Below are 18,942 nucleotides of genomic sequence, written 5' to 3'. Positions count from 1 at the left end.
GGTATCAGTTTTCTTTTTGACCGTAACACTGAATTTTCACACAGAATTTTATGTGAAATTTGTTGTTTTAATGTGGCAACTGAAAAAGAAACAGTCAATCGATTAATCGACGGGCAGCCACCGGCACAGCCCCGGCCTGTCTCCGGGGTTGCCCGCGAGGGGAGTCAGGCCTGCGGGGTGCGCAGGGGGGGCTTCGTGGACTTCCACCCGCGCCTGTTGCAGGGCTTCCCAGAGTTCCCCGGTAGGCTTGCGGTCGACCACCAGGCGGTTGATCCGGCTCAGCGGGAAGACCTGGAACAGGGCGCGCCGGCCGAGCTTCGAGGAGTCGGCGATAACCGTCAGTTGGCGGGCCTGGGCGATCATGGCACGGGCGATCTCGGCTTCCTCGATGGAAAAATCCATGGCGCCATCGCCGTTCAGCGCGCCGACGGTGATCACCGCATGCTCGGCGTTGAACCGGGCGATCTGCTCGATGGCCAGGGCGCCGACGTTCTGTTCGGATTCCGGGCGGTACTCGCCGCCGATCATGAATGCACGGTTGCCGGAGGCGCCGACGCTGCCGGCGATCAACAGCGAGTTGGTGATCACCGTCAGATGGCTCTGGCGCGCCAGTTCGCGGGCGAACAGCAGGGTGGTGGTGCCGGTGTCGATGAAGATGCTGTCACCGGGCCCGAACAGGCCGGCGGCGTAGCGGGCGACTGCGCGTTTTTCCTGGGCGTGCTCGTTCATTCGGGTCTGGAAGGCGTTCTCGTGCTCGCCGCTGGGCGGCAGGGCGGCCCCTCCGTGGAATTTGCTGACCAGGCCTTGTTCGGCCAGCGCGGCGAGGTCGCGGCGAATGGTTTCCTGAGAGGTGGAAAGGGTCCGCGCCAGTTCGTCCACCGAGATCCGCTCGCGCTGGCGCAGCAATTCGAGAATGTGGCGGCGGCGTTCCTCGGGGCGCATCGTGTTCTCCCATGGGCCGCATCCTGGTGCGGCGATTGTTACCGTGAATCGCCCGGTAGCGCCTGGCGGCGCAGGGCGGAAGGGGGCGGGGCGAGGCTTTGCGCAGGCCCGGCGGAAAATCCCACAGGTCCGTAAGGCAGGTACGCTCTTGGATTGGCCGCCTACTTGACCGTATGGGTGACCAATCTAGGTAAAACGAACCTTCAAATCAACACGAAAACCAAATTGTGGCACGCGAAATGCGAGTGTTCGCTTCGGCGGAGCGACCGGCGTGGCCGGCCTCCCGACCAGACAACCAGAAGAACGCATCCCGCTACGGGAGCCTGCCGAGGGGAGAACGACGCAGATGGCCGAGTTCGGAAACTATGTGATTTACCTGATCATGCTGGGTGCGGTACTTGGCGCGCTGGCCTCCATCCTGCGCCCGGAAAGCGGTCTGGGCCGCGAGTTCGTCAACGGCATCCACGCCATCGGTCCGGTGTTCCTCGCCCAGGCCGGCATCATGGTAGCCATTCCCTATCTGTCGAAGGCGATTTCCCATGCCCTCGGCCCGTTCTTCCAGACCCTCGGTTCCGACGTATCCATCGCCGCGCTGTCGATCATCGCGGTGGACATGGGCGGCTACCAGTTGGCCGATGCCCTGACCGCCAACCGCGACATGTGGATTACCGCCATGCTGGTGGGCTACACCTCCGGCGCGACCATCGTCTACCTGATCCCGGTCGGCCTGACCATGCTCGAGCGCAAGGACCACAAGTACCTGGCGCTGGGGGCGATGGCCGGGTTGATCAGCATTCCGTTCGCGGTGCTGGCGGCGTTGCTGCTGATTACCCTCAACCACATCCCGGTGCGCGAACTGGTATCGACCGGTTCGCCGGCCCTGCACTACCTGTCGCTGGACTTCCTCGGCATGCTTCGGCTGCTGGCGCCACTGTTCGTCTTCTGCTTCCTGCTGGCCGCCGGCCTGAAGTACCGGGCGACGGCGATGGTCACCGGGTTCCTGGTATTCGGCAAGGTGATGGACGCGTTCATCAAGATGGCCCTGGCGCTTTCCATCGTCCAGCACTTCACCGGAGTCTTCACCAAGGTCTTCGGCGGCTGGGGCTTCGACCCGATGTTCGCCGACGAGAAAGAGTTGTTCCGCGCCATCGAGATCGCTGGCTACATCGGCATCATGCTGGCCGGGACCTTCCCCATCTGCTACCTGTTCCAGCGCTACTGCAAGCGCCCGATGGCGGTCCTCGGCCGTTACCTGGGGCTGTCCCAGCCGGGCGCCACCGCCTTTGTCATGGTGCTGGCGAACATCATCGCCACCTACCACCTGTTCAAATACATGAATGCTCGCGACAAGGTGCTTTGCGTGGCCCTGGGCGTCTGCGCCCAGGCCACCATCGGCGATCACCTGGCATTCACCGCCAACTTCCAGCCAACGCTGATCCTGCCGATCCTGCTCGGCAAATTGTTTGGCGGCCTGCTGGCGGTATTCATCGCCATCCGCATCTCGGTGCCTGCCGCCGAGCGCTATGCGCGGCAGGAGCAGGAGCATGACGAGGCGGAAAAAAGCGCCCTGCACGCAGCCTGAAACATCCCCCGACGAGCGCCGCGAGCCATCGCGGCGTCGCTTTCCGCAACGAGGTAACCATGCGCAAGATATTCCTAGCCTGTCCCTACAGCCATGCCGACGCCGAGGTGGTCGAGCAGCGCTTCCGTGCCTGCAACGAGGTCGCGGCGACCATCGTCCGCGCCGGCCACGTGGTATTCAGCCAGGTCTCCATGTCCCACCCGATCAACCTGTGCCTGGCCGAGCTCGACCGCGCGGCGATCGGCAGGTTGTGGGCGCCGGTGGACGCCTTCTACATGGATCACCTGGAAGAGCTGATCGTCCTCGACCTGCCGGGCTGGCGAGACAGCGCCGGCATCCGCCGCGAGATGGAGTTCTTCGAGGCCGGCGGACAGCGGGTGAGCCTCTGGTCCGAGGTGGAGCACGAGTTTCGCTGAGGCGGCAGTGGCTGAACTGCAAGCCGAATGAAAAAGCCGGAAGCGCGAGCGCTTCCGGCTTTTTCGTCAAGCGGCGAGGGATCAGTTGGGGCTGTAGATCTGGTCGAATACGCCGCCGTCGATGAAGTGGGTCTTCTGCACGCTGCGCCAGTCGCCGAAGGTCTTCTCCACCGAGAAGAAGTCGACTTTCGGGAAGCGGTCGGCGAACTTGGCGAGGATCTCCGGGTTGCGCGGGCGCAGGTAGTTGTTGGCGGCGATGGTCTGGCCCTCGTCCGACCACAGGTACTTCAGGTAGGCCTCGGCCTGGGCGCGGCTGCCTTTCTTCTCGACCACCTTGTCGACCACCGCCACCGGAGGCTCGGCCTCGGCGGACACGCTCGGGTAGACCACCTCGAAGCCGCCTCGGCCGAATTCGCGGGCGATCATCTCGGCTTCGTTCTCGAAGGTCACCAGTACGTCGCCGATCTGGTTCTGCATGAAGGTAGTGGTGGCGGCGCGGCCGCCGGTGTCGAGCACCGGTACCTGCTTGAACAGTTTGCCGACGAACTCCTTGGCCTTGTTCTCGTCACCGCCGTTCTTCAGCACGTAGCCCCAGGCGGAGAGATAGGTATAGCGGCCGTTGCCGGAGGTCTTGGGGTTCGGCACCACTACCTGGACGCCGTCCTTGAGCAGGTCCGGCCAGTCCTTCAGGGCCTTGGGGTTGCCCTTGCGAACGATGAACACGGTGGCCGAGGTGAACGGCGCGCTGTTGTTCGGCAGGCGGGTCGCCCAGTCCTTCGGCACCAGGCCGCCGTTGTCGGCGAGGGCGTCGATGTCGGTGGCCTGGTTCATGGTGATGACGTCGGCGGGCAGACCGTCGATCACCGAGCGCGCCTGCTTGCTGGAACCGCCATGGGACATCTGGATGGTGATGTTCTCGCCTTTCTCCGCTTTCCAGTATTTCTGGAAGGCCGGGTTGTATTCCTTGTAGAAGTCGCGCATCACGTCGTAGGAGACGTTGAGCAGGGGCTGGGCGGCGTGAGCGGCGCCGCCGAGCGCCAGGCCGGCGGCCAGCAGGGAGGCGCTGAACAGTCGTTTCACAGGGCAGTTCCTTTGGGCATGTTGTAGTGGCTCGACTATAACGTCGGGTTATATGCAGGGTAAATATCAAAAACTGCTTTGCTTATTACCCGCTCGAGCCTATGCCGCGGCCGGCGCTTTGGCCAGCGCTAGTCGAGGCCGCTGACCGCCAGGTCCTTGGGATACTCCACGCTGAACTTCAGGGTGGCGCTGCGTTTCTCGCCGGGTTGCAGGGTCCAGTCCCACTTCAGCTTGCCGTCGTCCTCGCGCTTGATTTCCTGCGCCTTGGGTTCCAGCAAGGTGACCTGGATCTGCTCGTTGCGCGAGACCGGCAACTGGTCCTCGAACTGCACGCGTTCGGCGTTCTTGTGGTTGTTGCGCACGTCGATGCGGAATTCGTAGTTGACCCGCGTGCGGTTGCCGATCAGGCCGCTGCTGTCGGTGTAGCGCTTGACCAGCTTGCGTTCGATGCCGATGCCCTCGTCGGCGCCCAGTGCCAGTTCGAAGCTTTCCCCGGGCATCACCCCGCGCAGATGGCCGCTGGCGACGAAGCTGTTGCCGAGAAAGGTATTCAGGGTGCCGGGGAGCAGCGGGTAGTCGCTGTCGTTGCGGGTTTCCGCCTCCAGGTAGGCGGTTTCGCGCAGGGCCGGGGCCGCCAGGTAGCGCAGCTTGGCCGGCATTTCCAGGCGGGCGATGGTGACCTTCTGCGCGCTGCCGTCGCTGTTCAGGGTCGCCGGCACGGGGATGTGGAAAGAGGCGCTGGCGGCTCCGCTGCTGACCTCCGCGGTGGCGAGCCGCGCCTCGGCCAGCTTCGGCGCCGGGGCCGGCATGGCCATCTTCGCCGAGGTCCTGGCGATGGGAGCGGCTTGCGGCATGGGCGCCGGAACGTCCTGCATGGCCATCTCGGCACCGTAGTAGGCGTTGGGCGCGTCGATGTCGACGATCCAGGGATTCAGCCGCGGTACGTTGCCGCCCAGGGCCGGACGGGCGGTGGAGAGGGTCAGGTCGACGTCGGTCCAGTCTTCGCCGCTGCTCTGCCGGACCAGGCCCTGGTAGGTCAGTTCGATGGTCTTCGCGCCGTCGCGCAGGCGTGCGTCGTAGGTCGGCTGCCAGGAGGCGTCGCGCAGGGTGTAGTCGAGCTTCACCTCGACCTGTGCCGGTTGCTCCAGGGCGACCCGCAGGACCGCGCGCTTGAAGCGCTTGCCGTCGCCGTTGAGGGTGCCGCGCTGCTCCTGCAACTGCTGCTTGCGCTGTTCCAGTTCGGCGGCGCGGTCGTCCAGCTGGCGCTGCTCGGCGAGCAGGCGTTCGAGGTTGCCTTCGGTCAGTTGCAGCAGGCTTTTCAGCTCGTCGATGCCGGGCATGGGGCGATCCTTGCCGGGCTGGGTGCTGCCGCTCTGGATGTCGGCGAGGAACTTCTTCTGCGCTTCGAGCACGCTGCCGCGGTCATGGATTTCCCGCAGTTGCCGGTCTATCTCGCGCAGTTGCTGGTCGAGCTGCTGCACACGATTGTCGTCCGGGCGCTCGACCCGTTGCGCGGCGCTGCTGACGTCGAGCAGGGTGGCGGCGGCGCTGGCGCCGAGGGACGCGCGCAGGCTGGTGTCGTCGAGCTGGAAGGGCAGTTGCTCCAGGGCGATCTCATGCTGGCCCTTGGGCAATTGCAGGCGGGCGGTGCGGGTGACCACGGCACGGTCGGCGTAGACGGTGACGGCGCTGATGCGGCTGTCGACCGCTTGTGGCGCGGCCAGCAACGGAGCGCTGGCGAACAGGCCGGCGAACAGGAGCGGAGAGGCGGCGAGTCGATTCACGATATCTCTTCCTTGGGCGGATGAAGGGGCGAGGAACCCGTGCGTGCGGTCCCTTCCTGCTGCCTAAGACGCAAGTGCGGCGAAAGACGGGTTAAGCGGCGCGAAGAAATTTTCCCGTGCGGCTCAGGCCGGCTGTTCCAGGCGCTCCAGGGCACCGCGCAGGTTGGCGCGGGCGGCGGCCTCCCAGCGTTGCCGTAGCGGTTCGCAGTGGTACAGCGCCGGTTGCTCCAGCAACTGGCGCAGCAACTTGCCGCGCCCGGCGCGGAACAGCGGTTCCGGCACCCAGGCGTATTCGGCGCGGACGTCCGCCTCGTAGCGCGCGTAGACCGGCGCCGGCGCGGCGAGGATGGCGAGGTCGATATCCACCACCAGGGCTGCGTCGGCGTCTCCCGGCGGCGCCTGGTGACAGGTGGCCATGATCAGTTCGCGCAGGGCCGGCCGCAGCGCCGCCAGCCCGGCCTGGTCGAGCCAGTGCTCGGTGCTGGCGGCGCTGGCGGCCTCGTTGTCCTGGCGCTGGGTGTCGTAGACCAGGTCGTGGGTCCACAACGCCAGCTCCACCAGGTCCGGCCGCAGCGCCAGTTGGCGCCAGCGGTCGAAGTGCTCCAGGCAGGCGAGGATGTGGCGATCGCTGTGGTAGTGCCGGTCGGCCCCGCCATAGGCCGCCAGCAGCGCGTCGAAGGCATCCGCCGGCGGGTTGCCGCCGAGTCGCTGCCAGAGGGCGTCCCAGCGCTGCCGGTCAAGACTTCCCATGGCTGCCTTCCTCGCGAGGGAACAACGGGTTGCCGCAGCGGCAGCAGAATGCCGCCTGCACTTCGTGGGTCGCCTTGCGGCACACCGGGCAATCCCGCTGTAACAGGTTGGCCGGGTCCTGGCGCATCGCGGTGGCGAGTTCGGCGGTGAAGATCCCGGTGGGCACCGCGATGATCGAGTAGCCGGTGAGCATCACCAGGCTGGCGATGGCCTGGCCGAGCGGGGTCTTCGGGGTGATGTCGCCGAAGCCGACCGTGGTCAGGGTGACGATCGCCCAGTAGATGCCGCGGGGGATGCTGGTGAAACCGTGCTCCGGGCCTTCGACCACGTACATCAGCGCGCCGAACACGGTGACCAGGGTCATCACGGTGAGGAAGAACACGATGATCTTCTGCTTGCTGCCGCGCAGGGCGGTGAGCAGGAAATTGGCTTGGCTCAGGTACTGGCGTAGCTTGAGCACGCGGAAGATCCGCAGCATGCGTATCACCCGGACGATCAGCAGGTACTGGGCGTCGGGGTAGAGCAGGGCGAGGAAGCCGGGGAGGATCGCCAGCAGGTCGACCAGGCCGTAGAAGCTGAAGGCATAGCGCAGCGGCTTGGGCGAGCAGTACAGGCGCAGCAGGTATTCCACCAGGAAGATGCCGGTGAAGCCCCATTCGATGTAGGCCAGCAGGTCGCCGTAGTCCTGGTGGATCTCGTCGATGCTGTCGATCATCACTACCAGCAGGCTGGCCAGGATCACCAGCAGTAGCGCGCTGTCGAAGCGCCGGCCGTCGCGGGTGTCGGTCTGGAAGATGACGATGTAGAGGCGTTCGCGCCAGCTGTCGGGTGCGCTCATCGTGGCTCCTGATGATGGATGCGGCACCTTACCAGACTAGCCCGCCGGCGCCAGCGTTCCCCCGCTCAGGAGCGTCGCCGGCCGAGGCGCGCGCCGAGGCTGCCGGCCAGGCGCAGGTACAGGCGCTCGCCGCCGATGCAAAGCAGGCAGGCGAGGATGAACGGTGCGGTCAGCGCCGGCAGGCCGAGCAGGCCGAACAGCGGTTGCAGCGCCACCGCCAGGCCCATGCCGAGCAGTGGCGGCCAGACGCTGCGGTAGCGCAAGGCCAGGGCCAGCCCGGCAAGGGCGGCGTTCAGGCCGTAGAACCCGGCGAGCGCGCTCGCCCAGTCGTAGCCCAGCAGCCAGGCCAGCGGCAGGCTGGCCGCGGCGCCGGCGAGGGCCCAGGCGGCGGAGGGACGCGAGACCAGCAGCAGGCCGAGCCAGACCAGCAGCCCTGCCAGCGGTTCACCGAGGAAGATGATCTCGCCGATCCCCAGCGCTAGCGCCGCCAGCTCCGCCGTGCCGCTCCAGGCGCAGCTGAAGCAGCCGCCATGGGCCGCCGGGGCCAGGCCTAGCCAGGCGCCGAGGGGCACCAGCCACCAGCCGTTGAGGACGAAGCCCAGGGTATAGGGCGGTAGCCAGCGGCGTCGGCGCAGCCCATGCAGGAACAGGCGCTGCAACGCCACGCTGGCCAGGCAGCCGAGCGCTACCAGCGACACCAGCCCCGGCGACCAGGCGAAGCGGAATGCCAGCAGCATGCCGATCAGCACGGCGTTGTAGCCGTACAGCCCGGCCTCGATGTCGCTGTCGGCGCAGTGCAACAGGCGCGCCAGCAACGGGCCGAGGGCGCCGCCAAGGAGGGCGCCGGCGAGCAGCGGCGGCGCGCCGACGGCGATCGCCAGCAGACAGGCCAGGCCCAGGCGTGGGTCGCCCTGGAGGAACACCTGGCTGATGCCGCGCAGGAGGATTCGGGATGCATTGAGGAGAGATTGCAGGGGCATGGCGGTCAGTGCGGCAAGGACCGCTCGGCAGGCACGGAGATGCCAGGCCTGCGCGAGGGGCGGGGGCGGTCATTGTAGGGTCTGGCGCGGGGGCGACGCACCCCGGACGAGAAGGCCAGGCGAGGGTCATGCATGCAGGGCGTTCCAAGAAGAAAAAAAGACCTCCGGCAGGAGTTGAACCGGAGGCCTTGAATGTCCATGGCCTGCATGGGAGTGCGCGAGGGAGGCCATGGTCCGACAAGAAGGTCTTTCCCGGATGGATGGAGACGCGGCCCCGTATTTCCGGCCCCATCCATCCGAGAGAGACAAGGGTGGCCCGACCCGCATGCCCGGGGGGACGGCGCGAGCCGGACCGAACTCGTTGCTTCAGAGATCTCCCAGCGGCGGCGCCACGGTCTCGATGCGCAGCATGTTGGTCGAGCCGGGGCGACCGAACGGCACGCCGGCGGTGACCACCACGGTGTCGCCGCGGCGCGCCATGCGCTGGGCCAGGGCGATGTCGAGGGCGGTCGAGCAGATCTCGTCGACGTGCGCCAGTTGCTCGTTGACCACCGAATACACGCCCCAGGCCACGGTCAGTCGCCGCGCGGTACGCAGGTTCGGGGTCAGGCTGAGGATCGGCGCCTTGGGCCGCTCGCGGGCGGCGCGCAGGGTCGAGTTGCCCGACTCGGTGTAGTTCACCAGCACCGCCACCGGGAGGATCCGGCTGACCCGGCGGATCGCGCAGCTGATCGCATCGGAGACGGTAGCGTCGGGCTGCGGACGGTTGACCTCGAGCTGGACGTGGTAGTCCGGCTCGGCCTCCACCTGGCGGACGATCTTCGCCATCATCTCTACCGCCTCGCGAGGGTATTGTCCGGAAGCGGTTTCCGCCGAGAGCATCACCGCGTCGGCGCCGGCGCCCACCGCGGTGGCTACGTCGGTCACCTCGGCGCGGGTCGGGGCGGGGGAGAAGCGCATCGACTCGAGCATCTGGGTGGCCACCACCACCGGCTTGCCGAGCTGGCGGCAGACCTGGACGATGCGTTTCTGGATGCCTGGCACGCTCTCCGCCGGCACCTCTACGCCGAGGTCGCCGCGCGCCACCATGATCGCGTCGGCGCGCTCGGCGATCGCCTCGATGGCGCTCACCGCGCTGGGCTTCTCGATCTTGGCCATGAGGAAGGCCTTGTCGCCGATCAGCCCACGGGCCTCGTCGATGTCCTCCGGGCGTTGCACGAAGGACAGCGCCACCCAGTCGACCCCCAGTTCCAGGCCGAAGGCCAGGTCGCGGCGGTCCTTGTCGGTCAGCGGGCTGAGTTGCAGCACCGCTTCCGGCACGTTGACGCCCTTGCGATCGGACAGCTCGCCACCCACCGCCACGCGGGTCTCGATGGCGTCGCTGTGGCAGTTGACCACTTCCAGGCGGATCTTGCCGTCGTCCAGCAGCAGGCTCATGCCCGGTTCCAGGGCATGGATGATCTCCGGATGCGGCAGGTTGACCCGCCGCTCGTCGCCGGGGGCGTCGCTGAGGTCGAGAGTGAAGGTCTGCCCACGCTGCAATTGCACGGCACCGGCGGCGAAGCGGCCGACTCGCAGCTTCGGACCCTGCAGGTCCATGAGCACGCCGATCGGGTAGTTCAGCTCCGCTTCCACCTCGCGCACCCAGGCGAAGCGCTGCGCGTGATCGGCGTAGTCGCCGTGGCTGAAGTTCAGGCGGAACAGGTTGGCGCCGGCCTCCACCAGGGCACGGATATCGTCGCGGCTGCGGGTGGCCGGGCCGAGGGTGGCAAGGATCTTGGCTTTCTTGTCGGCTGTCATGTCAGGACTCGAGGATGAGAATGGCGCGGAAGTCGTTCACGTTGGTGCGGGTCGGTCCGGTCACCAGCAGGTCGCCGAGGGCCTGGAAATAGCCGTAGCCGTTGTTGTCGTCGAGCTCGTCGCGGATCTTCAGCCCGGCCTTTTCGCCGCGCGCATGGGAGCAGGGCGTCATCAGCGCGCCGGCGTTGTCTTCCGAGCCGTCGATGCCGTCGGTGTCGCCGGCCAGGGCCCAGATGTTCGGTTCGCCCTTGAGCTCGGCGGTGAGGCTGAGGAGGAACTCGGCGTTGCGTCCGCCGCGACCGTTGCCGCGCACGGTGACGGTGGTCTCGCCGCCGGAGAGGATCACGCAGGGCGCCGCCAGCGGCTGGCCGTGCTTGCGGATCTGCCGGGCGATGCCGGCGTGGACCTTGGCGACTTCCCGCGCCTCGCCCTCCAGGTCGCCGAGGATCAGCGTCGAGAAGCCGGCCGCGCGGCACTTCACCGCTGCTGCGTCGAGGGCGTTCTGTGGCGTGGCGATCAACTGGAAGTGGCTGCGCGCCAGGCACGGGTCGTCGGGCTTGACGGTTTCCGAGCGCGGGTCGGCGAGCCAGTCGAGGACGTTCTGCGGCACGTCGATGGCGTAGCGCCTGAGGATCGCCAGGGCGTCGGCGGAGGTGGTCGGGTCGCCGACGCTGGGGCCGGAGGCGATCACCGTGGCCTCGTCGCCGGGAACGTCGGAAATCGCGTAGGTATAGACGCTGGCCGGCCAGCAGGCCTTGGCCAGGCGACCGCCCTTGATCGCCGAGAGGTGCTTGCGCACGCAGTTCATCTCGCCGATGGCGGCGCCGGACTTGAGCAGCGCCTTGTTCACCGCCTGCTTGTCCGTCAGGCCGATGCCTTCGGCAGGCAGCGAAAGCAGTGCGGAGCCGCCGCCGGAGAGAAGGAAGATCACCCGGTCGCTCTCGTTCAGGCCGCTGATCAGTTCCAGCACGCGACGGGCGACGCGCTCGCCGGCGTCGTCGGGCACCGGATGGGAGGCTTCCACCACCTCGATGCGACTGCATTGCGCGCCGTAGCGGTAAGGCGCCACTACCAGGCCCTGGATCTCGCCCTGCCAGTGCTTCTCCACCACTTCGGCCATGGCTCCGGCGGCCTTGCCGGCACCGATGACGATGGCGCGCCCGCTGCGATCTTCCGGCAGGTGGTCGGCCAGCACCTGGTAGGGATGGCCGGCTGCCACCGCGGTATTGAACAGCTCGGTGAGAAAGGCGCGTGGATCGGTACTCATGACAGGCTCCGAATTTCTTGTTGTCGTGCCGCCGGTCGGACCGGCGGTCGCAGCGTCGTCGACGCTTCCATTCCGCAGCACCCGCGCCGGCGGGAACTGGGGAATGGAAGCGAGGCGCCCGGACGCAGAGGCCGTGAATCTCCCGGCCGGGCGTTCGCTTCCTTTACCCCGCCTTGTGGGCGGGGAAGGAAGAGGGCGGCGGCGAACACCGGAGTTCGCCGACCGTTCCTCTCCCCGAGCCCTTCGAAAAGGGGTTCGTCGCTCCGCGCGGGGTGACGGCCCGCGCGGACTGCGGATCACTCGTCGCGGATCGAGAAGTTGGCCATGTGCTCCAGGCCCTTGATCAGCGCCGAGTGGTCCCAGTTACTGCCGCCGATGGCCGCGCAGGTGCTGAACACCTGCTGGGCGTTGGCGGTGTTGGGCAGGTTCAGGTTCAGCTCGCGGGCGCCGGCCAGGGCCAGGTTTAGGTCCTTCTGGTGCAGGCTGATGCGGAAGCCCGGGTCGAAGGTGCCCTTGACCATGCGTTCGCCGTGTACCTCGAGGATCCGCGAGGAGGCGAAGCCACCCATCAGCGCCTCGCGCACCTTGGCCGGATCGGCGCCGTTGCGGGCGGCGAACAGCAGGGCCTCGGCGACCGCCTGGATGTTCAGCGCGACGATGATCTGGTTGGCCACCTTGGCGGTCTGGCCGTCGCCGTTGCCGCCGACGCGGGTGATGTTCTTGCCCATCGCCTGGAACAGCGGCAGGGCGCGTTCGAAGGTGTTCGGGCAGCCGCCGACCATGATGCTCAGGGTCGCCGCCTTGGCGCCGACCTCGCCGCCAGAGACCGGGGCGTCCAGGTACTGCGCGCCGGTAGCCTTGATCTTCTCGGCGAAGCCCTTGGTGGCGGTGGGGGAGATCGAACTCATGTCGATCACCACCTTGTTCGGGCCGACGCCCTCGGCGATACCGTCCTTGCGGAACAGCACATCCTCGACCTGCGGGGTGTCCGGCACCATGACGATGATGAACTCGGCTTCCTGGGCCACTTCCTTCGGGTTGGCCAGGGCAATGGCGCCGGCCTCCAGCAGGTCGGCCGGAGCGGCGTCGTGGTGGGTGGAAAGGAACAGGCTGTGGCCGGCCTTCTGCAGGTTCTGCGCCATGGGCTTGCCCATGATTCCGGTGCCGATGAATCCGATCTTGGCCATGAGAGTGTCTCCTGGTTCTGTCTGTCGAGTGGCTCCGCGCAGGGAGGCGGGAGCGTCTTGTTCGTGGGTGCGGATCAGACGACGTTGTGCGTCTTCATCCAGCCGAGGCCGGCTTCGGTGGTGGTGGCCGGCTTGTACTCGCAGCCGATCCAGCCCTGGTAGCCGATGCGGTCCAGGTGCTCGAAGAGGAAGCGGTAGTTGATCTCGCCGGTGCCCGGTTCGTGGCGGCCGGGGTTGTCGGCGAGTTGCACGTGGTTGATCGCCGCCAGCTGGTTTTCCAGGGTGCGGGCCAGGTCGCCTTCCATGATCTGCATGTGATAGATGTCGTATTGCAGGAACAGGTTGGCGCTGCCGACCTTGTCGCGGATCTCCAGGGCCTGGCGGGTGTTCTGCAGGTAGAAGCCGGGGATGTCGAGGGTGTTGATCATCTCCATGACCAGGCGGATGCCTGCGGCTTCCAGCTTGTCGGCGGCGTAGCGCAGGTTGTCGACGAAGGTCTTCTCGACGCTGGCGCAGTCGTGCCCCTGCGGCCGGATCCCGGCGAGGCAGTTCACCTGGCGGTTGCCCAGCACCCTGGCGTAGGCGATGGCCTTGTCGACCCCCTCGCGGAACTCCTGGACCCGATCCGGGTGGCAGGCGATGCCGCGCTCGCCCTTGGCCCAGTCGCCGGCCGGCAGGTTGAACAGCACCTGCTCCAGGCCGTTGGCTTCCAGGCGGGCCTTGATCGCCTCGGCCTCGACGTCATAGGGGAAGAGGTACTCGACGCCGGCGAAGCCGGCCTTGGCGGCGGCGTCGAAGCGTTCGAGGAAATCCACCTCGGTGAACAGCATGGACAGGTTGGCGCAGAAACGGGGCATGTCTTGCTCCTATCGTTCGGTCAAACGTTCGGGAGGCCTTTCGCCGGGGGCGGGGTGCCGCACGCACCGTCCGCGCCTCCGGGAAAGGCCGGCGATCAGTCGAGCAGCGAGATGGCGGTCGGCGCGTCGGCGCCTTTCTCGGCCAGTTCCTCGAACTCGTTGATGGCGTTGATCTCGGTACCCATGGAGATGTTGGTGACGCGCTCCAGGATCACCTCGACCACCACCGGCACCTGGTGCTGTTGCATCAGTTCGCGGGCCTTGGCCAGGGCGGCGCCGATCTCGTTCGGGTCGAACACCCGGATCGCCTTGCAGCCCAGGCCCTCGACCACCGCGACGTGGTCGACGCCGTAGCCTTCCAGCTCGGGGGCGTTGATGTTGTCGAAGGCCAGCTGCACGCAATAGTCCATGTCGAAGCCGCGCTGCGCCTGGCGGATCAGGCCCAGGTAGGAGTTGTTCACCAGTACGTGGATATAGGGCAGCTTGAACTGCGCGCCGACCGCCAGTTCCTCGATCATGAACTGGAAGTCGTAGTCGCCGGAGAGCGCCACCACCTGGCGGCTCGGGTCGGCCTTGACCACCCCCAGCGCGGCGGGAATGGTCCAGCCCAGCGGGCCCGCCTGGCCGCAGTTGATCCAGTGGCGCGGCTGGTAGACATGGAGGAACTGTGCGCCGGCGATCTGCGACAGGCCGATGGTGCTGACGTAGCAGGCATCCTTGCCGAAGAACTCGTTCATCTCTTCGTAGACTCGCTGCGGTTTCACCGGCACGTTGTCGAAGTGGGTCTTGCGCTGCAGCGTGCGTTTGCGCTGCTGGCAGCTTTCCAGCCAGGCGGCGCGCGACTTCAGCTTGCCGGCGGCCTTCCATTCGCGGGCCACTTCGAGGAATGCGTCGAGGGCGGCGCCGGCGTCGGAGACGATGCCCAGGTCGGGCATGAACACCCGGCCGATCTGGGTCGGTTCGATGTCGACATGGATGAAGCGGCGACCTTCGGTATAGACCTCGACGCTGCCGGTGTGGCGGTTGGCCCAGCGGTTGCCGATGCCGAGCACCAGGTCGGATTCCAGCAGGGTGGCGTTGCCGTAGCGGTGCGAGGTCTGCAGGCCGACCATGCCGGCCATCTGCGGGTGGTCGTCGGGGATTACGCCCCAGCCCATCAGGGTCGGGATCACCGGGATGCCGGTCAGCTCGGCGAATTCGCGGAAGCGCTCGGCGGCGTCGGCGTTGAAGATGCCGCCGCCGGCCACCAGCAGCGGGCGCTCGGCTTCGTCGAGCATGGCCAGGACCTTCTCGGCCTGGACCCGGGTGGCCTTCGGCTTGCTCACCGGGAGGGGCTCGTAGGCGTCGATGTCGAACTCGATCTCGGCCATCTGTACGTCGAACGGCAGGTCGATCAGTACCGGGCCGGGCCGGTCGCTGCGCATCAGCTGGAAGGCCTTCTGGAATACATAGGGGACCTGGGCCGGTTCCAGCACGGTGGTCGCCCACTTGGCCACCGGCGCGGCGATGCTGGAGATGTCGACCGCCTGGAAGTCTTCCTTGTGCAGGCGGGCGCGCGGTGCCTGGCCGGTAATGCAGAGAATCGGGATGGAGTCGGCGGAGGCGGAGTAGAGGCCGGTGATCATGTCGGTGCCGGCAGGGCCGGAGGTGCCGATGCAGACGCCGATGTTGCCGGCCTTGGTACGGGTGTAGCCCTCGGCCATGTGCGAGGCGCCTTCGACGTGACGGGCCAGGACATGGTCGATGCCGCCGATCTTCTTCAGCGCGGCGTACATGGGGTTGATCGCGGCACCGGGGACGCCGAACGCGGTATCCACGCCTTCGCGGCGCATCACCAGTACGGCGGCTTCGATTGCTCTCATTCTGGCCATCGTTTTGTTCCTCGTTCTTATACTAATTGTGTACAAAAGTTGGAACGATTCTAGGCAGAGGGGGAGCGCAAGGTCAAGATGGGTTGTATACGCTGGAAAAAGTCGCTGAAATCAATTTTTCCATAATAAAAACAATGAATTACAATTTTTGTTAGCTGGCTTATAAAACCAGCGTTTGAAAAAATGTATACAAAATTATGTTCATATTGTTCTGGAATGTTGCTTTCGTAGGGCCGGTCGGCTACTAGATTGGGTACAAATTTTCGAACGCGCCCGCATAGCGGGTGGTTTCCCGATTTCTAGCCTTAACAACTCGAGAGGAACGACCATGACCACCATCAGTCTGGAAACCGCGCTGGGCATTACCCGCCAGGCGCTGGCGGTGGGGCGCGAGCTGTCCACCGCGCCCCTGACCATCGCGGTGCTCGATGCTGGCGGCCACCTGGTGGCGCTGCAGCGCGAGGACGGCGCCAGCATGCTGCGACCGCAGATCGCCATCGGCAAGGCCTGGGGCGCCGTGGCCCTGGGCAAGTCGTCGCGGCTGCTGGCGGCGGATGCACAGCAGCGGCCTTCGTTCATTTCCGCGGTGAACACCCTGGCCCATGGCAATCTGGTTCCGGCGCCGGGCGGGGTGTTGATTCGCAACGACAAGGCAGAGGTGGTCGGCGCGGTCGGTATCAGCGGCGATACGTCGGATATCGACGAGCAATGCGCGATCCAGGGCGTGCTGGCGGTCGGGCTGGTGCCCGACGCCGGTTGAGCTTGCGGCCTGCTCACCAGGACCGGGCCTTCGCTCCCTTCTTCAGGTGGCGTACGCCGCCATCCACCAGGCTCTCCGTGCCATACCTGCAGCGGGGCTCGTTCGAGGCCAGGAATAGCGCGGCACTGGCGATCTCCAGCGGCTCCCCCAGGCGTCCCGGCCAATCTTCTCCCTCAGCGCCTGGGTGGCCTCGAGATCGGTAGCGGCTTTGTCCAGCGCTGGCGTCCGGGTCGGCCCCGGGCTCAGGGCGTTGACCCGGATACCGCGCTCGAGCAACTCCGCCGATAGCGTCCAGGCGAGGTGTATGCGGAGCTGCCGCCGCGGGTCGAATACCGCGTCACGCCGCTCGGTGCGAAGCCGGCGCTGGGGCGGGTCAGAGCGGCAGCGGCCGAAGCCGGCCGGCGCTCTTGCCGGATTGCCCGTCGGGCGTGCAGCCTTTCAGGACCAGGCGGGTGATGGTTTCCACCGCAGCGTCGTAGTCGGCGTCGCTGAGCTGTTCCTTGCCGGTGACGATGGAAATCTGCCAATCGAAGTCGGCATAGGTCTGGGTCGCCGCCCAGATGGCGAAGAGCAGGTGATGCGGGTCCACCGGGGCGAGCTGGCCACGGTCGATCCAGGTCTGCAGGCAGGTGACGTTGCGCTGGGCCTGGGCGTTCAGTTCGTCGAGGTATTCCTTCGGCAGGTGCGGCGCGCCGTGCATGATCTCGCTGGCGAAGACCTTGGAGGCATGCGGCAGCTCGCGGGAGATGCGGATCTTCGAGCGGATGTAGGCGGGCAGGGCGAGCAGCGGGTCGTCTTCCACGCGGAACGGTGCCGACGCTTGCAGCAGCGGCTCGACGATGCTTTCCAGCACGCAGCGATAGAGGTTTTCCTTGGACTGGAAGTAGTAGTAGACGTTGGGCTTGGGCAGGCCGGCGCGGGCGGCGATGTCGCTGGTCTTGGTCGCCGCGAAGCCCTTGTCGGCGAATTCCTCGCTGGCGGCGCGGAGGATCAGGCGCTTGTTGCGCTCGCGGATGCTGGTCATCAGTCCTTGTTCTTCATTGCTGCAACGGCGGCAGGAAGCCGAGGATGGTAGCACCCGCCCGGAGCGCCCCTCAAGCAAGGTGCGAGCGAGGCGGAGGCCCGGGAAATCCTGACCCGCCGGTTCATTTGCCCTATACATTTTCCGGTATTTGGAGTATTCGTTAGGGGTATCGAGTCGCCCGCTCGCACTCACCCACCGAGCGCCGGGCGAGCCCCCGGAACAGAACGAGTCACTATGTCCGATTCCCGTCTGGTCGATCCCTTCGGCCGTCGCATCACCTACCTGCGCCTGTCGGTGACGGATCGCTGCGACTTCCGCTGCACCTACTGCATGAGCGAAGACATGCAGTTCCTTCCCCGCGACCAGGTCCTCAGCCTGGAGGAACTTTACGCGGTGGCCGACGCCTTCATCGGCCTCGGCGTGCGGCGCATTCGTATCACCGGCGGCGAGCCGCTGGTGCGCAAGGGCATCACCGGCCTGCTGGCACGCCTGGGGCAGCGTGCGGAACTGGAAGACCTGGCGATCACCACCAACGGTTCGCAACTGCGCGAGCGCGCCGCCGAGCTGAAGGCCGCCGGCGTCCGCCGCCTCAACGTCAGCCTCGACTCGCTGCAGCGCGAACGCTTCGCCGCCTTCACCCGTAGCGATCGCCTGGAGCAGGTGCTGGACGGCATCCAGGCGGCGCGCGAAGCCGGTTTCGAGCGGATCAAGCTGAACTGCGTGGTACAGAAGGGCCGCAACGACGACGAGATCCTCGACCTGGTCGAGTACGCCCTGGCCAACCAGTTGGACATCAGTTTCATCGAGGAAATGCCGCTGGGCAGCATCACCAGCCACCGTCGCGAACTGACCCTCTGCACCAGCGACGAAGTCCGCGCGATCATCGAGCGCCGCTGGCCGCTGACCCCGAGCCTGGCGCGCAGCGGCGGGCCGTCGCGGTATTACCAGATCGGCGACGAGCCCAGCCGGATCGGCTTCATCTCACCTCACAGCAATAATTTCTGCGGCGACTGCAACCGCGTGCGCGTCACCGCCGAGGGCAAGCTGGTGCTCTGCCTCGGCCACGAGGGGGCGCTCGACCTGCGCGAACTGCTGCGCAGCCATCCCGGCGACCGCGAGCGCCTGAGCGCGGCACTGGTGGCGGCGCTGAACCTGAAGCCGGAGCGGCATCACTTCGACGCCCAGGAGCAGGTCCAGGTGCTGCGTTTCATGAGCATGACCGGCGGCTGACGGTATCCTCCTGGGACGATGGCACCAACGGCGCCATCCGCCGCTTCCTCCCCCATGCCACCCGGGTGACCGTGTTCCGGCACGCACCGCTCGCTGCCCCGTCCCGGGAAAAGCGACGCGGCGCAACGCCGAAACGCGGCGAAGAAGTCATGCTGCCTGCCGCGCCAGCAAAGGAAAGCCTCCCATGCACCGGGTCCTGTTCATCTGCAGCCGCAACCGCCTGCGTAGTCCCAGCGCCGAACGGCTGTTCGCCGACTGGCCGGGCGTCGAGACCGATTCCGCCGGGCTGGCGGCGGACGCCGAGACGCCCCTGGAGCGGGAGCAACTGGAGTGGGCGACGCTGGTCGTCGTCATGGAGCGCCGCCACCGGCAGGCGCTGCTGCGCCGGCACGCCGCGGCGATGAAAGGCAAGCGCCTGGTCTGCCTGGATATCCCGGACGACTACGCCTACATGCAGGCGGAATTGCTGCATCTGCTGGAGCGCAAGGCGGGGCCTTTCCTTCGGCGGGACTGAGTGGTGCGGACCGCGAGCGGAAAAAAAGAAGCCGGACGAAGTCCGGCCCGAGGGAAGGGC

Annotated in this window: 17 protein-coding genes and 1 pseudogene; 5 read left to right on the top strand and 13 right to left on the bottom strand. The window is 66.7% G+C overall.

Translation table 11 applies throughout. From position 1 onward, the window contains the following. Window positions 1-164: 164 nt before the first annotated feature. Window positions 165-942 (bottom strand): annotated as a pseudogene (locus HMPREF2716_RS17870) (DeoR/GlpR family DNA-binding transcription regulator). 346 nt (window positions 943-1,288) lie between these two features. Here HMPREF2716_RS17870 and eutH point away from each other — a divergent pair. Together eutH and HMPREF2716_RS17860 are read left to right on the top strand one after the other, a co-directional pair. After that, on the top strand, window positions 1,289-2,524 hold the full coding sequence (eutH, locus tag HMPREF2716_RS17865; RefSeq protein ID WP_003087169.1) for an ethanolamine utilization protein EutH: 1,236 nt from the start codon (window positions 1,289-1,291) through the stop codon (window positions 2,522-2,524). Window positions 2,525-2,583: 59 nt separating this feature from the next. Beyond that, window positions 2,584-2,940: a DUF1937 family protein gene (locus tag HMPREF2716_RS17860; RefSeq protein WP_003083172.1), complete on the top strand. Its 357-nt coding sequence runs from the start codon at window positions 2,584-2,586 to the stop codon at window positions 2,938-2,940. A gap of 81 nt (window positions 2,941-3,021) precedes the next feature. Here the strand turns inward: HMPREF2716_RS17860 and HMPREF2716_RS17855 are convergent, their stop codons facing one another. The 10 genes from HMPREF2716_RS17855 to gcl all read right to left on the bottom strand — a co-directional run bounded on the left by HMPREF2716_RS17855 (window position 3,022) and on the right by gcl (window position 15,354). After that, window positions 3,022-4,020 carry a sulfate ABC transporter substrate-binding protein gene (locus tag HMPREF2716_RS17855; protein WP_003087175.1) on the bottom strand — a complete coding sequence of 333 codons (999 nt, stop codon included), beginning with the start codon at window positions 4,018-4,020 and terminating at the stop codon, window positions 3,022-3,024. A 128-nt stretch (window positions 4,021-4,148) separates the two neighbouring features. Beyond that, window positions 4,149-5,804, bottom strand: coding sequence for a mucoidy inhibitor MuiA (muiA, locus tag HMPREF2716_RS17850; protein WP_023518528.1), 1,656 nt, complete (start codon window positions 5,802-5,804; stop codon window positions 4,149-4,151). A 123-nt stretch (window positions 5,805-5,927) separates the two neighbouring features. Beyond that, entirely contained in the window at window positions 5,928-6,554 is a 627-nt protein-coding gene (locus tag HMPREF2716_RS17845) for an HD domain-containing protein (protein WP_003122930.1), read from the bottom strand. Then, complete coding sequence (locus HMPREF2716_RS17840) at window positions 6,541-7,392, bottom strand: ion transporter (protein WP_003083179.1); 852 nt, start codon at window positions 7,390-7,392, stop codon at window positions 6,541-6,543. The genes HMPREF2716_RS17845 and HMPREF2716_RS17840 overlap by 14 nt, the downstream gene beginning before the upstream one ends. Before the next feature lie 65 nt (window positions 7,393-7,457). Continuing rightward, entirely contained in the window at window positions 7,458-8,372 is a 915-nt protein-coding gene (locus HMPREF2716_RS17835; RefSeq protein WP_003083180.1) for an urea transporter, read from the bottom strand. 366 nt (window positions 8,373-8,738) lie between these two features. Then, window positions 8,739-10,172, bottom strand: a complete 1,434-nt coding sequence (gene pyk / locus HMPREF2716_RS17830; RefSeq protein WP_003083183.1) for a pyruvate kinase — start codon at window positions 10,170-10,172, stop codon at window positions 8,739-8,741. Between the two features lies 1 nt (window position 10,173). Further along, window positions 10,174-11,439: a glycerate kinase type-2 family protein gene (locus HMPREF2716_RS17825; RefSeq protein ID WP_023518530.1), complete on the bottom strand. Its 1,266-nt coding sequence runs from the start codon at window positions 11,437-11,439 to the stop codon at window positions 10,174-10,176. A 296-nt stretch (window positions 11,440-11,735) separates the two neighbouring features. After that, a complete protein-coding gene (locus HMPREF2716_RS17820; protein ID WP_003087180.1) occupies window positions 11,736-12,626 on the bottom strand; it encodes a 2-hydroxy-3-oxopropionate reductase in 891 nt (296 codons plus the stop codon). 74 nt (window positions 12,627-12,700) lie between these two features. After that, the gene (gene hyi / locus HMPREF2716_RS17815) at window positions 12,701-13,483 is read right to left on the bottom strand and encodes a hydroxypyruvate isomerase (protein ID WP_003087181.1); all 783 of its coding nucleotides are present in this window, start codon (window positions 13,481-13,483) and stop codon (window positions 12,701-12,703) included. A 95-nt stretch (window positions 13,484-13,578) separates the two neighbouring features. After that, a complete protein-coding gene (gcl, locus tag HMPREF2716_RS17810) occupies window positions 13,579-15,354 on the bottom strand; it encodes a glyoxylate carboligase (RefSeq protein ID WP_003087182.1) in 1,776 nt (591 codons plus the stop codon). 328 nt (window positions 15,355-15,682) lie between these two features. Between gcl and HMPREF2716_RS17805 the strand changes: the two genes are divergently transcribed. Continuing rightward, on the top strand, window positions 15,683-16,114 hold the full coding sequence (locus tag HMPREF2716_RS17805; protein WP_003083199.1) for a GlcG/HbpS family heme-binding protein: 432 nt from the start codon (window positions 15,683-15,685) through the stop codon (window positions 16,112-16,114). Between the two features lie 42 nt (window positions 16,115-16,156). Here HMPREF2716_RS17805 and HMPREF2716_RS30055 read toward each other — a convergent pair whose 3' ends face one another. Beyond that, entirely contained in the window at window positions 16,157-16,420 is a 264-nt protein-coding gene (locus tag HMPREF2716_RS30055; protein ID WP_223719866.1) for an SDR family oxidoreductase, read from the bottom strand. A gap of 67 nt (window positions 16,421-16,487) precedes the next feature. Continuing rightward, window positions 16,488-17,138: a TetR/AcrR family transcriptional regulator gene (locus HMPREF2716_RS17800; protein WP_003087183.1), complete on the bottom strand. Its 651-nt coding sequence runs from the start codon at window positions 17,136-17,138 to the stop codon at window positions 16,488-16,490. Between the two features lie 234 nt (window positions 17,139-17,372). Here HMPREF2716_RS17800 and moaA point away from each other — a divergent pair, with 234 nt between their 5' ends. Together moaA and HMPREF2716_RS17790 are read left to right on the top strand one after the other, a co-directional pair. Continuing rightward, window positions 17,373-18,368, top strand: a complete 996-nt coding sequence (moaA, locus tag HMPREF2716_RS17795) for a GTP 3',8-cyclase MoaA (RefSeq protein WP_003083204.1) — start codon at window positions 17,373-17,375, stop codon at window positions 18,366-18,368. A gap of 184 nt (window positions 18,369-18,552) precedes the next feature. Next, window positions 18,553-18,882 carry a low molecular weight protein tyrosine phosphatase family protein gene (locus HMPREF2716_RS17790; protein ID WP_003087185.1) on the top strand — a complete coding sequence of 110 codons (330 nt, stop codon included), beginning with the start codon at window positions 18,553-18,555 and terminating at the stop codon, window positions 18,880-18,882. The last annotated feature ends 60 nt before the right edge of the window (window positions 18,883-18,942 follow it).

Origin of the sequence: Pseudomonas sp. HMSC076A11 (assembly GCF_001810205.1) — a bacterium.
In the GTDB taxonomy this organism is placed as follows: domain Bacteria; phylum Pseudomonadota; class Gammaproteobacteria; order Pseudomonadales; family Pseudomonadaceae; genus Pseudomonas; species Pseudomonas aeruginosa.
This window is presented reverse-complemented; position numbering and strand designations above follow the sequence as displayed.